This window comes from Tepidiphilus succinatimandens (assembly GCF_006503695.1).
GTDB lineage: Bacteria > Pseudomonadota > Gammaproteobacteria > Burkholderiales > Rhodocyclaceae > Tepidiphilus > Tepidiphilus succinatimandens.
In genome coordinates, this window is record NZ_SBIK01000004.1 from 43,086 (window position 1) to 60,278 (window position 17,193).

Sequence of the window (17,193 nt, forward strand, 5' to 3'; positions counted from 1 at the left end):
GAAACATGAAGACGAAAAAACGCATCATCCTAGGTTTGGCGCTGGCCCTTGGCTGGACGCTGGCGCAGGCGCAGGTGAAGGTGGGAGTGACGGTCTCGGCCACGGGGCCGGCCGCCTCGCTTGGCATCCCGGAGAAGAACACCGTGGAGATGCTGCCGAAAGAAATGGCGGGACAGAAAATCGAGTACCTCGTGCTCGACGACGCATCCGACACCACCAATGCCGTCAACAACACCCGCAAGCTCATCGCCGAAAACCAGGTCGATGTGGTGATGGGTTCGACGGTCTCGCCCAACGCCCTGGCGATGATCGACGTGGTGGCCGAGGCCAAGGTGCCGATGATCTCGTTTGCTGCCGGGGACAAGGTCATCTCTCCGGTCGACGAGAAACGGCATTGGGTTTTCAAGACACCGCAGAGTGACAAGATGATGACCGAGGCCATCGTCGAGCACATGGTGGCCAGTGGCGTGAAGACCGTCGGTTTCATCGGTTATTCCGACGCCTACGGCGAGAGCTGGTACCAGAGCCTGAGCGAGGCGATCGCTGCGAAAGGGCTGCAGCTGGTGGTCAACGAGCGCTACAACCGTACCGACACCTCGGTGACGGGGCAGGTGCTCAAGATCGTCGGCGCCAAGCCGGACGCGGTGCTCATCGCCGGCTCCGGCACGCCGGCGGCGCTGCCGCAGAAGACGCTCAAGGAGCGCGGTTATGCCGGAAAGATCTACCAGACCCACGGCGTGGTGAACCCCGACTTCCTGCGCGTGTGCGGGCGCGACTGCGAAGGAACTTTCCTGCCGTCCAGCCCCGTGGTCGTGGCCCCCCAGCTGCCTGACAGTCACCCGGCCAAAGCCGCTGGCGTGGAGTACTTCCAGCTCTACGAGTCCAAGTACGGCAAGGGTTCGGTGACGCAGTTCGGCTCCTACGTCTGGGACGCCGGCAAGCTGCTCGCGGCGGCGCTGCCCGAGGCACTCGCCAAGGCCAAACCCGGCACGCCCGAATTCCGCGCCGCGCTGCGCGACGCGATCGAGCACCTCAAAGAGGTCCCGGCCGCCAACGGGGTCTACACCATGAGCCCGACCGATCACCTTGGGCTCGATCACCGCGCCCGCGTGATGTTGCGCATCGAAAGCGGGCAATGGAAGTACATCCCCTGAGGAACCGGTCGGGCTGAATCGCCGCCCGATCCGAGGATAGAACACCCATCGACCCGCCGCCCTCGAGGCGGCGGGCAGCGAGGATCGTATCCATGGATTCATCGATCGCGTTGATCCTGACGCAGGACGGCATCGTCAACGGGGCAGTCTACGTGCTGCTCGCGCTCGCCCTGGTGCTGGTCTTTACCGTCACGCGCATCATTTTCATTCCGCAAGGGGAGTTCGTCGCGTTTGCGGCGCTCACGCTGGCCATGCTCGAGAACGGGCGCTTTCCCGGCACCGTGTGGCTGGTGCTCGCCGCAGGGCTGGCCGTGTGCGTCATGGAGGCGGGCGCGCTCGTGGCGCGCCACGACTGGCGCTACCGCCTGCAGGTGCTCGGCTGGAACCTTGCCTATCCCTTGGTCCTGTGGGCGCTTGCGGCGACCATCGACTGGCGCGAGGCCGGCCAATGGGGGCGCATCGCCTTCACGCTTGCCTTGATCGTGCCGCTCGGACCCATGATGTTCCGCGTCTTCTTCCAGCCGATCGCCGCCGCGCCGGTGCTGGTGCTGCTCATCGTGGCGGTGGCGGTGCACGTGGCCCTCGTCGGCCTGGGGTTGTGGATGTTCGGCGCCGAGGGCTACCGTACCCTGCCGTTGTGGGACGAGAATTTCCTCGTCGGACCCTTGCGCATCCCCGGTCAGGCGATCTGGGTGGTGGGGGCTTCGCTTGCCCTCATCGTGCTGCTGGCACAGTTCTTCAGCCGCACGATCTACGGCAAGGCGCTGCGCGCCACTGCCGTCAACCGCAACGGGGCGCGTCTCATGGGCATCTCGCCCAACCTCGCCGGCCGGCTCACGCTCATGCTTTCCGCGGCGATCGGCGCGGTCTCCGGCATCCTCGTCAGCCCCATCACCACCATCTACTACGATACGGGTTTCCTCATCGGGCTCAAGGGGTTCGTTGCCGCCATCATCGGCGGGCTCGCGGCCTATCCGGCCGCCGCGGCCGGAGCGCTCCTGGTGGGGCTGCTCGAATCGTTCAGCTCCTTCTGGGCGAGCGCCTACAAGGAGGTGATCGTCTTCACGCTCATCATTCCCGTGCTCTTCTGGCGCTCGCTGCGCACCCACCACGTCGAGGAGGAGGAAGAATGACGAAAGCGCTTTCCCCCGCCGAACCGCTCGCCGGCCGGCGAGGCATTCCCTCTCGCGGGGTGCTCGCGGCCTTCGTCGCCGTGGTCATCCTCGCGCCGCTCGTGCTGCGTCCTTTCCAGGTGAGCCTGCTCGACTACATCGCCCTCTACGCACTCGTGGCCTTGGGCCTGGTGCTGCTCACCGGCATCGGCGGGCTCACCAGCTTCGGCCAGGCCGCCTTCGTCGGCTTGGGAGCCTACGCTACCGCCGTGGTCACCACGTCGCAGAATCTGCCGGCATGGCTTGCCTGGGCGCAGGGCTCCCCCTGGGGCGGGCTCATCGTCGGACTCGTGCTCACCCTGGTGGCGGCGCTGGTGATCGGTTCCATCACTCTGCGCCTGTCCGGGCACTACTTGCCGCTGGGTACCATCGCCTGGGGCATCAGCCTCTTCTTCCTCTTTGGCAACCTCGAATGGCTCGGCGGGCACACCGGCATGGGCGGTTTGCCGCCGATCTCGCTCTTCGGGTTCGAACTGATCGATCCGGCGCACTTCTATTACCTCGCCTGGGTCGTGCTGCTCGCGGCGATCTGGATGATCAGCAACCTGCTCGACTCGCGCGAAGGGCGGGCGATCCGCGCCTTGCGCGGCGGCCTGGTGATGGCCGAGGCGATGGGGGTAGACACCTCGCGCCAGAAGATGGTGATCTTCGTCGTGGCCGCGGTGCTCGCCTGCGTGGCCGGCTGGATGTATGCGCACCTGCAGCGCTTCGTCAACCCTTCCCCTTTTGGCATCAACATCGGCATCGAGTACCTCTTCATGGCGGTGATCGGCGGATCGGGCTACGTCTGGGGCGCGATCGTGGGGGCGCTCGTCATCACGCTCGCCAAGCAATGGCTGCAGGACTGGCTGCCGCAGCTGCTGGGGCAGAGCGGCAACTTCGAGGTGATCGTCTTCGGCCTGCTGATGGTGCTGGTGCTGCACCGCGCCCGCCAGGGGCTATGGCCCATCGTGCTGCGCTGGGCGCCGGTGGTGCCCTCACCGCGCTCGCTCGATTCGACCCTCGAGCCGCTGCCGCAGCGCCCCAAGCCGCAGCGCGGCACGGTGATCCTGGAAGCGCGCGAGATTACCAAGCGTTTCGGCGGGCTGGTGGCGAACGACAAGATGAGCCTCACCGTCAAGGCCGGCGAAATCCTCGCCCTCATCGGCCCCAACGGGGCGGGCAAGAGCACCCTGTTCAACCAGCTCTCCGGGGTCGATACGCCCACCGAAGGCAAGATCTTCTTCCTCGGCGAGGACGTCACCGGCAAGACCTCGCGCGAGATCGCGCGCATGGGTATGAGCCGGACCTTCCAGCACGTTCGCCTGCTGTCCAATCGCTCGGTGCTCGAGAACGTCGCGCTCGGGGCGCATCTGCGCGGACATGCCGGCGTGTTCGCCGCCATGCTGCATCTGGAGCGCAAGGAGGAAGCACGCCTGCTTGCCGAAGCAGCCCGCCAGATCGAGCGGGTGGGGCTGTGGGAGCATCGCTTCACCGAGGCCGGCGCGCTCGCGCTCGGCCAGCAGCGCATCGTCGAGATCGCCCGCGCGCTGTGTGCCGACCCCTGCCTGTTGTTGCTCGACGAGCCCGCCGCCGGCCTGCGCCACAAAGAGAAGCAGGCGCTCGCCGAGCTGCTCGACCGGCTGCGCGCCGAGGGCATGGGCATTCTGCTCGTGGAGCACGACATGGACTTCGTCATGGGGCTGGCCGATCGGGTCGTCGTCATGGAATTCGGGCAGAAAATCGCCGAAGGGCTGCCGGAAGAAGTGCAGCAGGATCCGGCCGTACTCGAAGCCTATCTGGGAGGGGTGCAATGAACGCCGACACGAGGCCGCTGCTCGAGGTGCGTGGGCTGTGCGTTTCCTACGGCAAGGTCGAGGCGCTGCACCAGGCCGGCATCGAGGTGGGCGCCGGGCAGATCGTCACCGTCATCGGTCCCAACGGGGCGGGCAAGACGACCCTGCTCTCGGCCGTCATGGGGCTGCTGCCCTCGCGCGGCGAGATCGTCTTCGACGGCGAGCCGCAACCACGGCCCGACGTCGAATACCTCGTGACGCGGGGCATGGCCCTGGTGCCGGAGAAGCGCGAGCTTTTCGGAGAGATGAGCGTCGAGGACAACCTCGTGCTCGGCGCCTTCCAGCGCTACCGACGGGGTGAGCGGGACTATCGCGACACGCTCGAAGAAGTCTACGCCCTCTTTCCCCGTCTCAAGGAGCGTCGCGCCCAAGCCGCCGGCACGCTCTCGGGCGGCGAGCGGCAGATGCTCGCCGTGGGGCGTGCGCTGATGGGCAAGCCGCGGCTGCTCATGCTCGACGAACCCTCGCTCGGGCTGGCCCCACTCATCGTGCGCGAGATTTTTCGCATCATCGCTTCCCTGCGCGAGCGCGGCGTCTCCATCCTGCTGGTGGAGCAGAACGCCCGTGCCGCGCTGCAGGTGGCCGACTACGGCTACGTGCTCGAGATGGGCGAGATCACCATGCACGGGCCGGCCCATGAGCTCGCCACCGACCCGCGCGTGATCGAGGCCTATCTCGGCCTGGGCAAACACCAAGAACGACTCGCGCCTTGAGCGCCAAGGAGCCTTTTCCATGACCGCATGGCGACGCATCGAAGACGAACACCAGGCCCACGCCGCGATCATCCACGGGTTGCGCTACCTCATCGAGGCGATCGAAGAGGGCAGGCAGCAGCCCGACTTCGAATTGCTGCGCGCAATGGTGCACTACGTGGCCGAGTATCCCGAGCGCTCCCATCATCCCAAGGAAGATCGTTACCTCTTTGCTCGACTCAAGGAGAAGACGCACGAGGCCGATGCGGTGATTGCTCGACTGGAGCAGGAACATGCCGCCAACGAGAAGCGCGTGGCCGAACTCCAAGAGGCTCTGCGCGCATGGACTGCGGGTGAAGGAGGGGGATTCGAATCGTTCAAGCAAGCGTTTCGGCGCTACGCCGACTTCTACCGTCAGCACATGATCACCGAAGAGCGGGAGATCCTCCCCTTGGCGCGGCGGGTGTTCAGCGCCGAAGACTGGGCGGCGATCGACGAGGGCTGGCGTACCCGCCCCGATCCGCTCGCGGGGGCGACTTTCACCGAGGATTGGGAGAAGGCATTTCGCGAATTGGTCATGAGGGCGCCTCCGCCCATTGGGCTTGGCCCTACTCCCCTTTGAAGGTCGCATTTCGCCAGCCGCACGTTCTTTGCCTTTGTCGTCCCCATCGTCTAGAATGAAAGCGGTTCGACTTTCTTTTTTGGGAGATTACGATGAACGAGCAAAACGTGCAGAGCCGGTCGTCTACTATGACGCCACAGGCGAGCGCAGAGAAGCTCAAGGAAGACCTGCGCCATCTGGCGCAGACGCTCGAAGAGTTGGTGGCCGCAACCGCCGGTGAGACGAGCAGCGAGATCCGCGAGCTGCGCGAGCGTGCCCGTGCCCGCCTGGAAGAGACGCGGTCGCGTCTGACCGATCGCGGCTCTGAGCTCTATCAGCAGGCCAGTGAAACGCTGCGCAGCACCGCCCAGCAAACCGAAGGTTACGTGCGCGAGCATCCCTGGACCAGCATCGGCCTGGGGGCTGCCGTGGGCATGCTGATCGGCCTGCTGATGGGCCGCCGCTGATGGATCGTCCCGCCGGCCCAATGGAGCGCGTCTTCGGCGCCTCCAAGCGCCTCCTGGAGCATCTGCTCGAAGGCGGCGAGATGCGCCTGCGGCTGGCGGTGCTCGAACTGGAGGAAGAACGCGCCCGGCTCTTCGATCTTTTGCTCCTTGCCGGCCTGAGCCTGGCGCTGGCTGCCTTGGGGCTGGCCTTCGTCGGCGTATTCGTGGTTGCCGCCTTCTGGGAAACCCATCGCCTCGCCGCCATCGCGGCGGTGGCTGCCGTTTTTCTGCTGGGGGCCGCATTCGCCGCCTGGCGCCTGCGCCGCCTGGCGCGCCGACGCAGCCTGCTGCGTGCCACGCTCGAGCAGCTCGCCACCGACCGGCAGCTGCTCGCCGAGCCGGGCGAGGGGGCCTGATGCGCCGCGACGAACTCGCCGCCCGCAAGGCCGAGCTGGAAGCGCGCATCGCCGCCCACCGGCGGCGCATGATGCAGGATGCGCGCGAGTGGCGCGAGGCGGTGCGCCCCGTCGATAACGCCTGGCACACCCTCGTGCGCTGGAAAGTGCCGCTCGCGCTCGCCGGCGGTGCACTCCTGTGGCGCCTGGGGCGGCGCGGCACGGCGCAGGCGGCGTTGAAATGGTGGGGGCGGGGGTTGGGCGTAGTCGAGGGCGTGCGGCTGGCGCACAAATTGCTGGGCGGCAAGAGCGGCGGTTGGCGCGATCGGGGGACCGCGTGATACACTGCGGCGCGATCCCCTGCCACTTCCAAGGATGACATCATGAATCCTCCCCCCATGTTCGACGAACTCGCGCAGAAACTCAAGCACCTCGCCGAGACGAGTCCGCTCAAGGATTTCGAGAAGAATGCCAAGGCGCTGCTCGCCTCCATGTTCGAGCGCATGGATCTCGTCACCCGCGAAGAATTCGAAGCGCAGCGCGAGCTGGTCGTCAAGCTGCGGCAAGAACTCGCCGAGCTCGAACGGCGCGTTGGGCTGCTGGAAGCCCAGCTCGTCGGCGGCACGGACGAAGACTGAATTCCGCGCTGCGGGCAAGGCGGTGCCGTTGGATGAAAGAGCCGGCCTGAGGGCCGGCTCTTTTACGTCGAACGATGCTTTCCCCTTATTCCCATGCAATGATAGTCAAAATATCTTGACATGCTCGTCGTTTCCCATGACGATATTGCCATGGACATGGGAGGGGCGGGGGCATGGTACCTTGGGGCAAGGCCGATGTGGCCAGAGGCGTGCGACGTCGCCGCCGTTTTCCCTCTCCCTAGCACCAGAGCCGTGATGGGGCGGTGGAGGAGCTTGGGGGTTGAAGATGGGGGAGGGAGGGGGAGTTATTTCAGTGGCCAACGGCACTACTAGCCCATTGCAGGAGCCGGAGTGCCTGTTCTTTTGGGGCAAGAGCGCACCGGAGGAGTCGGGGGCGGTGCATGGCCACTCCCTGCTTTCCCACCTGCTCGACGTGGCTGCCGTGGCGCGGGTGCTGCTCGAACGATTCGTTCCCCCTTCTGCATTGCAGGAATTCGGGGTCGAGGTGCTTGCCACGCTCGTTGGCTTGCACGATTACGGCAAGGCGATCCCCGGCTTTCAGGCCAAGTGGCCGCAAGGCCGGGCGCGGCTGGAATCGGCAGGGTTTTCTTTTCGGCCGCCGCAGGTGCTGAAACAGGACCGGCACGATCTGGCCAGCGCCGCCCTGCTGCCGAGGGAAGCGAAGTTGGCCGAGGCGCTCGCCTGCATTCTGGGCGGGCATCACGGCTATATCGTCCGATCGGGTGAGCGCAAACATGCCGCGCCGAACCGTGAATCCCCCGAATGGCGCGCGGCGCGACGTGCCTTGCTGGGCGACTATCTCGCAGCGCAGGGGCTCGATGCATCCGCCGTGCCGGACGGGGAATTTTTGGAAACCCGACTCGACGCGGCGCTGTGGCTGGCCGGACTCGTGAGCGTGGCCGACTGGATCGGCTCGAACGACGCCTTCTTTCCTTACGCTGGCCGCCCGCCGGCAGGCCCGGCGTACTGGCGGGATGCTCAGGAGCGCGCCCGACGGGCCTTGCGGGAACTGGGCTGGCACGAGAGAGTCACCCTGCTCTCAGACGAGCGCGAGGACACTGCCGCGCTGCTCACGCGCATGACAGGCAAAGCGCTCGCACCGCGCCCTTTGCAGAGCGCCGTCGAGGAACTGCTGTGCGAGGTCGCCGAACCGCCGCTCGTGCTCATCGAAGCCCCGATGGGTGAGGGCAAGACCGAGGCGGCCTTCCTCGCCTTCTTGCGCCTGCAGCGGCGCTTCGGCCTGCGCGGGTTTTACGTCGGGCTGCCGACGCAGGCGACCGGCAACGCCATGTTCGAGCGCGCGGTACGCTTTTTGCAGGCTTTCGCCGACCGGCACGACGTCCAGCTCGACATCCAGCTCGCGCATGCCGGGGCCGAACTGGTCGAGTCGTATCAGGCGCTGCGTGGCGTGTACGGCGAACCGGGCGAGCACGTCGCTGCGGCGAGCTGGTTCGCCAAGCCCAAACGCGCGCTCCTTTCCCCATTCGGGGTCGGCACCGTCGATCAGGCGCTCTACGCCGTGCTGCACGTCAAGCACCATTTCGTGCGGCTGTGGGGGCTCGCCCGGCGCGTCGTCATCCTCGACGAAGTGCACGCGTACGATGTCTACACCGGCGGCCTGATCGCGCATCTCTTGCGCTGGCTCAAGCGCATGGGCTGCGCCGTGATCCTGCTCTCGGCCACGCTGCCGCGCGCCAAACGCCAAGAACTCCTCGCCGCCTGGGGTGTCGCCGAAAACGAGGAAAGCGCCTATCCGCGCGTCCTGCTGGCCCAAGGCGGGCGGATTGCATCCCGAACGATCATCGCCCGCGAGCAGGCGCCGATTGCGCTCTGTGCGCTTTCCGAGTTGCTCGAATCCATCGCCGAGACGGCGCGGAATCTGACGGCCGAGGGCGGCTGCATCGCCGTCATCGTCAACACCGTCGACCGCGCGCAAACCCTGTACTCGATGCTCGAAGATACGGTCGGAGATGCGGCCGAAGTGCTCCTCTACCACGCGCGCTTTCCCGCCGACGAACGGCAGGCGATCGAGCAAAAGGTGCTTGCGCATTTCGGCAAAGAATGCGAGCGGCCCGAACGCGCGATCCTCATCGCTACACAGGTCGCGGAACAGAGCCTCGACGTCGATTTCGACGCCATGATCACCGACTTGGCGCCCGTCGACCTCGTGCTGCAACGCGCCGGGCGCCTGCATCGGCACCCGCGTCAGCGCCCCGAAGCGCATCGGGAGCCGGTGCTCTACGTGGCCGGTCTGGCCGGCGAGTCACCGCCCGATCTCACCGCGACGCGCTGGAAGTACGTCTATCAGCCCTACATTTTGCTGCGCAGTTGGCGGCAATTGCGCGAGCGCCCAATCGTTCGGCTGCCTGACGACATCGACTCCTTGGTGCAGGCGGTCTATGACGCTGCACCAGCGGATGAGGGCGCGGAGGTGGCGACGGTGCAGGATCAGGATGCGGCCTATGGCCAATACCTCGCCGAGATGCAGGAAATGCGCCAGCGGATGCACAACGTCGCGCTCGATGCCGACGCGCCCGATCTTTTCGCGCTCATCGACATCCCGCAAGCGCGCGAAGCCGGCGAAGGGGGGCTCGAAGTCGTCACGCGTCTGGGCGAAGAAAGCCTTGCCGTGGTGCCGCTGTGGGTCAACGAAGCCGGTTGGCGCGAGCGCCCGGATGCGCCGCCTTTCGATCCACAGCGTCCGCTCGAGCGCGACCGCGCGCGGGCCGTCTATGCACGTCAGCTGCGTGTCTCACGCAAGGCGCTCATCGAAGTCCTCAAAGCGCAAGCAAGGCCGCCGGCGTTCGCCGAATCCCCGTATCTGCGCGACCTCTACCCATTGATTCTCGATGACGAAAGCAAGACAATGGTAGGAAACCTGCAAGTGCGGCTCGATCCCTGTCTGGGGTTGGTCTATGAGAAGGAGGAGACGTGAACCATTTGGCGCGCTACAACCTAATCGACGAAGCCTGGATTCCCGTACGTGGGCAGGATGGACAAAGCCGCACGGTGGGCTTGGCCGAGTTGTTCCGCCATGCTCATATCATCCGAGACCTCGACGAACCCAGCCCCGCCAACCGCGTGGCGCTCTACCGCCTGCTGCTCGCCATCCTGCACCGCGCCTCAAGTGCGCGTTTCGGATCATGGGCCCGGCAGGAGCGCCGACGTTGGCGACGGGAGGGATTGCCGACCGACGCCGTACTCGATTATCTCGAACACTGGCGCGAGCGTTTCTGGCTCGTGCATCCCGAACACCCTTTCATGCAGGTGGCGGCGCTCGCGCACCATCCGGACACGAAAGACAAGAAAAAATCCGTCTTGCACCTTGCTTTGTTGGGTAACGACGGTTTTCTCTTCGATCACCGCAAGACGGCGACCTTGCCATGGCCAGACGCCTTGCGCGACATGCTGGGGTTATTCAGTTTCACGCCCGGCGGCCTCATCAAAATCCTCAAGACTTCCGACAACGCCGGGCCGCTTGCCAACAGCGCCGCTTTTTTGGCGCTGGGTGCGAATCTCGGCGAGACCTTGTTGCTCAACTTGGGTTCGGCTCTACCCAACCGGGACGACATGCCCGCCTGGGAAAAGGCACCTCCCTCGATCCAGGACCTCGCCGCACCCGCCACCTTGGCCTCTGGTCCGAACGACCGCTACACCCGGCCCTCACGCGGCGTGCTGCTCGACGTGGATGAAGGGGGGCTGGTGCGTGAAATCTGGTTCGCCCCGGGGCTTGCCCTGCAAGACGACCCCCATGCGCCCGATCCAATGGTGGCACAGCGCATGAGCAAAGACGGCAAGACGATTTTACGCGTGCGTTTCGACGGTGGCCGTGCGCTGTGGCGCGATTTGCCCAGCCTCACGGCGGACGCAAAAGAAAAGGCTCATGCCGTGTTGCGCCACGCGGCCGACATCACGGACGAAGAGGAAGTACTGCATGTGCTTGCGGCCGGATTGGCCAGCGATCAGGCCAAACTCGAACGCGCCCGCATGGAGCTTCTGCGCCTGCCGCACGCCGTACTCGCCATCGAGGAGGCGGCCGCGCAGTTGCGGGAAGACGTGGCGGCCGCCGAAGCCTTGCACGACAAGCTGCGCGCTTTGGCCGCGCGCGTCGTCGCGCTCACCCAGTCCGACCCCGAACACACGGAAACCCGCAAAAAAGCCCGCGAACGTGTCGCGCAAAGTCCGCTCGCAGACGTCTATTTCACCCGCCTCGAACAACGCCTGCCGGCCTTGATGGCGGCCTACGCCGCCAACGATTGGGAAGCGGCGCATCGTCTCTGGCAGAACGCCATGACCGAGGCCGCGCACGCCTTCTGGCACGAACTAGGCATCCTGCTCTCCGACACGCCGCGCGCCTGGAAGGCCATGGCGCAGACGGAAGCCGAATTCCACACCATCCTCCGCAACCGTAAGGAGAACCGCGATGCCGCATGAGCAAAGCGTCTCGCCAGACAGCCCCCCGCGAGGGTCGACGCAGCCCCGGGTGCAGGCGTTCGTCGAACACCTCGCGAACGTCTGCGAAGACCGGGGCGCGCGCGCCATCCTGCGCCGCGCGGCGGCGTTTGACCCGGGCGAGTATGTGCCCGCCTTTCCCTTCGTCGAGCCCTTCCTGCCCGAAGACACACCCGAGAGCGAGCGGCGTGCTTTTTACCTGTGCGCCATGCTCTACGCGATGCACGGCCAGCACCAGCAAGGCCGTTCGCTCGCCAAGGCCTTCGGGGCGCTGTGGAGGAAGAAAGACCAGCGCCCCAGCCTCGAAAAGCGCTTCATCGCGCTCCTCGAAGCCGATGCCGACGGCCTGTCCGAACATTTGCGCCAGATCGTCATGCTGCTGAAGGAGGAGGCGTTCGACCATGCGGCTTTGCTCACCGACTTACGCGAACTCATGAAGCCTTACACCACCGAGCGGCAAAACCGTATCCGTGCCCGCTGGGCCAAGGACTTTTACCGCAGCGAAACCCGCGCGACCGACGCCTCCACCGCAGCCGACACGTCCGAACCCGCCGCAACGCCTCTACCTTGATCCCGACGACTTTCAGGAGAATGCCATGCCCCCTTTCATCGAAATCCACATCATCCAGAACATCGCCCCCAGCAACCTCAACCGCGACGACACAGGCGCGCCCAAAGACGCCATCTTCGGCGGCTTCCGGCGCGCGCGCCTGAGTTCGCAGGCGCAGAAGCGGCCGGTACGCCGGTTTTTCCGGGAAAGCCGTTTGATCGCGCCGCAGCATCTGGGCTTGCGTACCAAGAAAGTGATGGCGCGCTTGTCCGAAATGCTGCTCACCCGGGGACGTGAGGCGCCCGACAATGCCATTCGTCAGGCGCTCGCCGCCATCCACATGAAGCTCGACGACAAGGGCGAGGCGCAATACCTGCTGTTCCTCGCCGAAGATGAACTGGCGCGTTTCGCCGACCTTATCGACCGCCATTGGGATGCGCTCAACATCGAGGCGGATGGCAAAAAATCCAAGAAAGACGCCAAATCGACGCTGCCCAAGGAGGTGATCGCCGAGGCGAGCCGGATTCTCGACGGCGGGCGGGCTGCCGACATCGCCCTTTTCGGCCGCATGCTCGCTGATCTGCCGGGCGCCAACCAGGACGCCGCCTGCCAGGTGGCGCATTCGATCTCCACCCACGCGGTCGAGCGCCAGTTCGACTACTTCACCGCGGTGGACGATCTTGCCACGCCCGAGGAAAGCGGTGCGGCGATGATCGACAACGTCGAATTCAACTCCGCCACTCATTACCGCTACGCCGCGCTCGACCCGCTGAAACTCCTCGCCAACCTGCAAGGCGACGAGGAACTCGCACTGGCGAGCGTGCGCGCTTTCATCGAGGCGTTTGCGTGCACGCTGCCTTCCGGCAAGCAAAACAGCTTTGCCGCGCACAATCCGCCCGCTTTCGTCGGCGTGGTGCTGCGCCAAAAGATGCCGATCAACCTCGCTAACGCCTTCGAGCAACCCGTTTTCCCGCAGCGCGACCGGGCGCTCTCCGCGCTCTCGGTCGAGCGGCTCGCGCATCAGGAAAAAACCCTGGCCCAAGCCTATGGCGAAGAAGGACCGTGGGCCGTGCTCGATCTCACCGGTGCCTGGGATGCGGGCGGAACCGCCGTGGTCAAGCTCGCCGACCTGGCCGAATGGGCGGCACGGCAGGCGGCGGAACGCTACGCGGCGCGAGGCTGAAAGCCATGCCGACGCTGCTTTTGCGCCTCGCCGGCCCCCTGCAATCCTGGGGTACGACGAGCCGATACGACGAGCGTGATTCCCAGCTCGAACCGAGCAAATCCGGCGTGCTGGGGCTGCTCTGCGCTGCGCTGGGCCGCGACCGGCATCTGCCGGTGGATGACCTCGCGCGGCTACGCATGGGCGTGCGGGTGGATCGGGAAGGCGTGCGGGTGCGCGATTTTCAGACCGTACAGGGCGTGCTCAAGCGCGATGGCAAGGCGGATGCCGATTCGACCATCATCAGCCCGCGCTATTACCTGTCCGACGCCGTCTTCCTCGTCGGGCTGGAAGGCGACGAGGTGGATTTTCTCCGCTCGCTCCAGGCGGCGCTCCATCGTCCGGTCTGGCCGATCTTTCTCGGCCGCAGGAGTTGCCCGCCCGGATTGCCCGTGGCCCTGCCCGACGGCGTGTGTGACACCTCGCTCGAAGAGACTCTGCGCCGCCATCCTTTGCTCGTGGGCGGCGAGGAGGGCGCACGGCCTTTGCGCGTCGTCCTCGAAAACCCCGATGACGGCGAAGGCGCGCTACGCCTCGACCAACCCATCGCGCCTTTTGCCGAGCGGCGTTTTGGCGCGCGTTTCGTGCGCTCGGAGGTCTGGACATGCCCCTTATCCTGAGCCGGCTGGTGCTCGATCCGCGCGACCATGCCGCGCGCCGTGACGTGGCAAACCCCTATGCGATGCACCAGACGCTCGCGCGCGTCTTTGCCGAGCACCCGGATGCTCCGCCAGCGCGCTTTCTCTGGCGCCTGGAGCCGGGCGGGCCGTTCGATCGGCCCACCGTCCTGATCCAGAGCGATCGAGCCGGGAACTGGGAGCGCTTGCCACCACGCTATGGGCATGCCCAAAGCAAGCCCTACGACCCCGCGCGCCTGCTGCAAACGGGGCGCGAACTGCGTTTTCGGCTGTATGCCAACCCGACCCGGGCGCGGAAAGTCGACGGGACGCCCGCGCGTCGCGGGCAGCGCGTGGGGATCCACGATGACCTCGAGGCGCTGGCATGGCTCGATGGCCAAGGCCGAACACGCGGAGGTTTCACGCTGTGTCGCCTCGAGCGTGCCGCGGTGCGAGCCGGCGAGGCGTTTTGGTCGGACCCCGGCGCGAGCGGCGAAACGGAGGTGCCGACCCTGTTCGACGTCCAGGTACGTCGCTCGCGTTGGCGTTTTCGCAAACCGGGCACCGACGCCGCGGCTTGGCTCACGTTCGACGTCGCCTACTACGACGGACGCATGGAAGTGACCGATCCCGGGCGTCTTCTGCAGATCATCGAACAGGGGCTTGGGCGCGGCAAGGCGTTTGGCCTGGGGCTGCTATCGGTGGCGCCGTGAGGTCATCGTCATGAACGAACCGCTGCCGCCACCGCGCCCGATACCGATCAAGGAGCGGCTTTCCGTGCTCTACGTCGAGAAAGGGCAGCTCGACGTCCTCGACGGTGCCTTCGTCATCGTCGACGTCAACGGCGTGCGCACGCATATCCCGGTCGGTGGCGTGGCCTGTTTGATGCTGGAGCCTGGTACGCGCGTCTCGCACGCCGCTTGCGCGCTCGCTGCGCGGGTAGGCACCTTGCTCGTGTGGGTGGGAGAGGCCGGCGTTCGTCTCTATTCTGCCGGACAGCCGGGCGGCGCACGTTCCGATCGTCTGCTGTATCAGGCAAAGCTCGCTCTGGACGATGAGTTGCGCCTCAAGGTCGTGCGCCGCATGTTCGCCATCCGTTTCGGCCAAGAGCCGCCGCAGCGCCGCTCCGTCGAGCAACTGCGCGGCATAGAGGGCGCGCGGGTGCGTGAGATGTACAAGCGGCTCGCCGCGCGCTACAAGGTGCATTGGGTACATCGTGACTACGATCCCGAATCCTGGGATGCATCCGACCGACCCAATCGCTGCCTGTCGGCTGCCACTGCCGCGCTCTACGGCGTTACCGAAGCGGCAGTGCTCGCTGCGGGCTATGCGCCGGCCATCGGTTTCATCCACACGGGGAAGCCCCTATCTTTCGTCTACGACATCGCCGATCTCTTCAAATTCGACACCGTCGTGCCGGTTGCTTTCGAAGTGGCCGCATCGGCGAAAACGAATGCCGAGCGCGAGGTACGCCTGCGCTGCCGCGACGTATTCCGCCGGACGCGGCTTCTCGAGAAGATCATCCCGACCATCGAGGATGTGCTTGCCGCCGGCGGCATTGCGCCTCCTGAGCCGGCGCCCGACCAAGTGCTGCCAGCCATTGCCGAAAAGGAGCCATTGGGCGATGTTGGTCATCGTGGTTGAGAACGTTCCGCCCAGGCTGCGGGGCAGGTTGGCCGTATGGCTGCTGGAAGTGCGAGCCGGCGTCTATGTCGGAAACTATTCGCGCAAGGTACGGGAAGAAATCTGGCGTCACGTCGAAGCCGGCATCGGCGAGGGCAACGCCGTAATGGTTTGGCGCACGAACAACGAGGCGGGTTTCGAGTTCGTGACCATTGGCACCAACCGACGCGTGCCCGTCGATCTGGATGGCGTCCAGCTTGTGTCGTTTCTGCCGCCAGAGCCCGCGCTGCCAACCGAGAGTGCATCGGTAGGTCAGTAGGTGGTTTGTAATGTCTTTAAAAATATGGAAAATCTGGAAGTGTGTTCCCCGCGTGCGCGGGGATGAACCGAAAATCCAGTGTATCCGCTCGACCTATGACCCGTGTTCCCCGCGTGCGCGGGGATGAACCGGCTGCGTTTTAGGGCCGAAACTAAACACCAGAGTGTTCCCCGCGTGCGCGGGGATGAACCGACGCTGGACGAGCTGACGCAGCAGATGAGCACGTGTTCCCCGCGTGCGCGGGGATGAACCGCGGCCGGAGGGGGGGGTTCCATTTATCCCCCCCGTGTTCCCCGCGTGCGCGGGGATGAACCGTACAGCATTGGCAACCATCCATCCAGCCGGGTGGTGTTCCCCGCGTGCGCGGGGATGAACCGCGGAGCGCCGCGTACTGGACGCCCTAGGGCTGCGTGTTCCCCGCGTGCGCGGGGATGAACCGCGATCAGCGCCATGATGAGGTCGCCGTCTGCCGTGTTCCCCGCGTGCGCGGGGATGAACCGCCATCCGCGCCGCCGACACCTTGACCGCCGAGGTGTTCCCCGCGTGCGCGGGGATGAACCGGCGGAATTATGTCCCCCCGCCCGGGCGATCTTGTGTTCCCCGCGTGCGCGGGGATGAACCGCAATCCCTAACGCGGATGTGCATGTGGTGCGCGTGTTCCCCGCGTGCGCGGGGATGAACCGCGCACCCCCACGGCCACACGGCCATCGACCGGGTGTTCCCCGCGTGCGCGGGGATGAACCGTACGGGACCGGTTCAAGGCGATGCTTGGCATCGTGTTCCCCGCGTGCGCGGGGATGAACCGGATGGCGACATCGTCAGCGGCGCCAACCTGCAGTGTTCCCCGCGTGCGCGGGGATGAACCTTTGCGTCGCGGTGTTGTCCAGCAGGCCGAAGAGGTGTTCCCCGCGTGCGCGGGGATGAACCGAACCATGAACCAGCTTCCATCCCCTGCGCGCTCGTGTTCCCCGCGTGCGCGGGGATGAACCGTCGCCACTGGCGGCGGCGCGGGGCAATACCAGCGTGTTCCCCGCGTGCGCGGGGATGAACCGTCGGCGACACCCGCAGCGTGCTGATGGACAACGTGTTCCCCGCGTGCGCGGGGATGAACCGGCCGAGCAGATGGGCATGACCCCGGCGCAGTGGTGTTCCCCGCGTGCGCGGGGATGAACCGATCACATTCACATCGTGGCCAGCCGGGTAGGGGTGTTCCCCGCGTGCGCGGGGATGAACCGTCCTTGATGGTCTGGTGGTGCGCCTTGCTGCCGTGTTCCCCGCGTGCGCGGGGATGAACCGCAGCGCGCCCCGTTGCCGGGGGCGCCTCTGCCGTGTTCCCCGCGTGCGCGGGGATGAACCGCATGAAGCGGTTGCGTGAAGGCGTCCTGTTCCGTGTTCCCCGCGTGCGCGGGGATGAACCGAATTGCGGTATGTTTGGGAATGGTATCTCGAGGGTGTT

Annotated in this window: 17 protein-coding genes and 1 CRISPR repeat array (1 of these 18 cut by a window edge); all 17 genes read left to right on the top strand. The window is 65.9% G+C overall.

Going from position 1 to position 17,193, the window contains the following annotated elements; genetic code table 11:
• The first annotated feature begins 5 nt into the window (after positions 1 to 5).
• The 17 genes from EPD82_RS03810 (at position 6) to cas2e (ending at position 15,737) form a co-directional block, all read left to right on the top strand.
• On the top strand, positions 6 to 1,154 hold the full coding sequence (locus tag EPD82_RS03810) for an ABC transporter substrate-binding protein (RefSeq protein WP_141055513.1): 1,149 nt from the start codon (positions 6 to 8) through the stop codon (positions 1,152 to 1,154).
• Between the two features lie 92 nt (positions 1,155 to 1,246).
• On the top strand, positions 1,247 to 2,287 hold the full coding sequence (locus tag EPD82_RS03815) for a branched-chain amino acid ABC transporter permease (RefSeq protein WP_141055515.1): 1,041 nt from the start codon (positions 1,247 to 1,249) through the stop codon (positions 2,285 to 2,287).
• Entirely contained in the window at positions 2,284 to 4,122 is a 1,839-nt protein-coding gene (locus EPD82_RS03820; protein WP_055423109.1) for a branched-chain amino acid ABC transporter ATP-binding protein/permease, read from the top strand. Before EPD82_RS03815 ends, EPD82_RS03820 begins: the two co-directional genes overlap by 4 nt.
• Positions 4,119 to 4,874: an ABC transporter ATP-binding protein gene (locus tag EPD82_RS03825; RefSeq protein ID WP_055423110.1), complete on the top strand. Its 756-nt coding sequence runs from the start codon at positions 4,119 to 4,121 to the stop codon at positions 4,872 to 4,874. Before EPD82_RS03820 ends, EPD82_RS03825 begins: the two co-directional genes overlap by 4 nt.
• A 19-nt stretch (positions 4,875 to 4,893) precedes the next feature.
• Positions 4,894 to 5,475: a hemerythrin domain-containing protein gene (locus tag EPD82_RS03830; protein WP_141055519.1), complete on the top strand. Its 582-nt coding sequence runs from the start codon at positions 4,894 to 4,896 to the stop codon at positions 5,473 to 5,475.
• A 92-nt stretch (positions 5,476 to 5,567) separates the two neighbouring features.
• Positions 5,568 to 5,921, top strand: coding sequence for an ElaB/YgaM/YqjD family protein (locus EPD82_RS03835; RefSeq protein ID WP_206202170.1), 354 nt, complete (start codon positions 5,568 to 5,570; stop codon positions 5,919 to 5,921).
• Entirely contained in the window at positions 5,921 to 6,316 is a 396-nt protein-coding gene (locus EPD82_RS03840) for a phage holin family protein (protein WP_141055522.1), read from the top strand. Before EPD82_RS03835 ends, EPD82_RS03840 begins: the two co-directional genes overlap by 1 nt.
• Positions 6,316 to 6,636, top strand: a complete 321-nt coding sequence (locus EPD82_RS03845) for a YqjK family protein (RefSeq protein ID WP_141055525.1) — start codon at positions 6,316 to 6,318, stop codon at positions 6,634 to 6,636. Before EPD82_RS03840 ends, EPD82_RS03845 begins: the two co-directional genes overlap by 1 nt.
• A gap of 42 nt (positions 6,637 to 6,678) precedes the next feature.
• Positions 6,679 to 6,933 (top strand): accessory factor UbiK family protein, encoded by a 255-nt coding sequence (locus tag EPD82_RS03850; RefSeq protein ID WP_055423115.1) that lies wholly within the window; start codon positions 6,679 to 6,681, stop codon positions 6,931 to 6,933.
• Positions 6,934 to 7,246: 313 nt separating this feature from the next.
• Complete coding sequence (gene cas3 / locus EPD82_RS03855) at positions 7,247 to 9,889, top strand: CRISPR-associated helicase Cas3' (protein ID WP_206202171.1); 2,643 nt, start codon at positions 7,247 to 7,249, stop codon at positions 9,887 to 9,889.
• Positions 9,886 to 11,388 carry a type I-E CRISPR-associated protein Cse1/CasA gene (casA, locus tag EPD82_RS03860; protein ID WP_141055528.1) on the top strand — a complete coding sequence of 501 codons (1,503 nt, stop codon included), beginning with the start codon at positions 9,886 to 9,888 and terminating at the stop codon, positions 11,386 to 11,388. Before cas3 ends, casA begins: the two co-directional genes overlap by 4 nt.
• Positions 11,378 to 11,977, top strand: coding sequence for a type I-E CRISPR-associated protein Cse2/CasB (casB, locus tag EPD82_RS03865; protein WP_141055532.1), 600 nt, complete (start codon positions 11,378 to 11,380; stop codon positions 11,975 to 11,977). The genes casA and casB overlap by 11 nt, the downstream gene beginning before the upstream one ends.
• A 25-nt stretch (positions 11,978 to 12,002) precedes the next feature.
• Entirely contained in the window at positions 12,003 to 13,139 is a 1,137-nt protein-coding gene (gene cas7e / locus EPD82_RS03870; RefSeq protein ID WP_141055535.1) for a type I-E CRISPR-associated protein Cas7/Cse4/CasC, read from the top strand.
• Between the two features lie 5 nt (positions 13,140 to 13,144).
• Positions 13,145 to 13,798, top strand: a complete 654-nt coding sequence (cas5e, locus tag EPD82_RS03875; protein WP_055423201.1) for a type I-E CRISPR-associated protein Cas5/CasD — start codon at positions 13,145 to 13,147, stop codon at positions 13,796 to 13,798.
• Positions 13,783 to 14,508 (top strand): type I-E CRISPR-associated protein Cas6/Cse3/CasE, encoded by a 726-nt coding sequence (cas6e, locus tag EPD82_RS03880; protein WP_055423121.1) that lies wholly within the window; start codon positions 13,783 to 13,785, stop codon positions 14,506 to 14,508. Before cas5e ends, cas6e begins: the two co-directional genes overlap by 16 nt.
• A 10-nt stretch (positions 14,509 to 14,518) precedes the next feature.
• Positions 14,519 to 15,439, top strand: a complete 921-nt coding sequence (gene cas1e, locus EPD82_RS03885; protein ID WP_141055538.1) for a type I-E CRISPR-associated endonuclease Cas1e — start codon at positions 14,519 to 14,521, stop codon at positions 15,437 to 15,439.
• Positions 15,420 to 15,737, top strand: a complete 318-nt coding sequence (gene cas2e / locus EPD82_RS03890; RefSeq protein ID WP_141055542.1) for a type I-E CRISPR-associated endoribonuclease Cas2e — start codon at positions 15,420 to 15,422, stop codon at positions 15,735 to 15,737. The genes cas1e and cas2e overlap by 20 nt, the downstream gene beginning before the upstream one ends.
• A 41-nt stretch (positions 15,738 to 15,778) precedes the next feature.
• Positions 15,779 to 17,193: a CRISPR direct-repeat array (repeat unit 29 nt; unit sequence GTGTTCCCCGCGTGCGCGGGGATGAACCG); it runs 3,523 nt beyond the window's last position.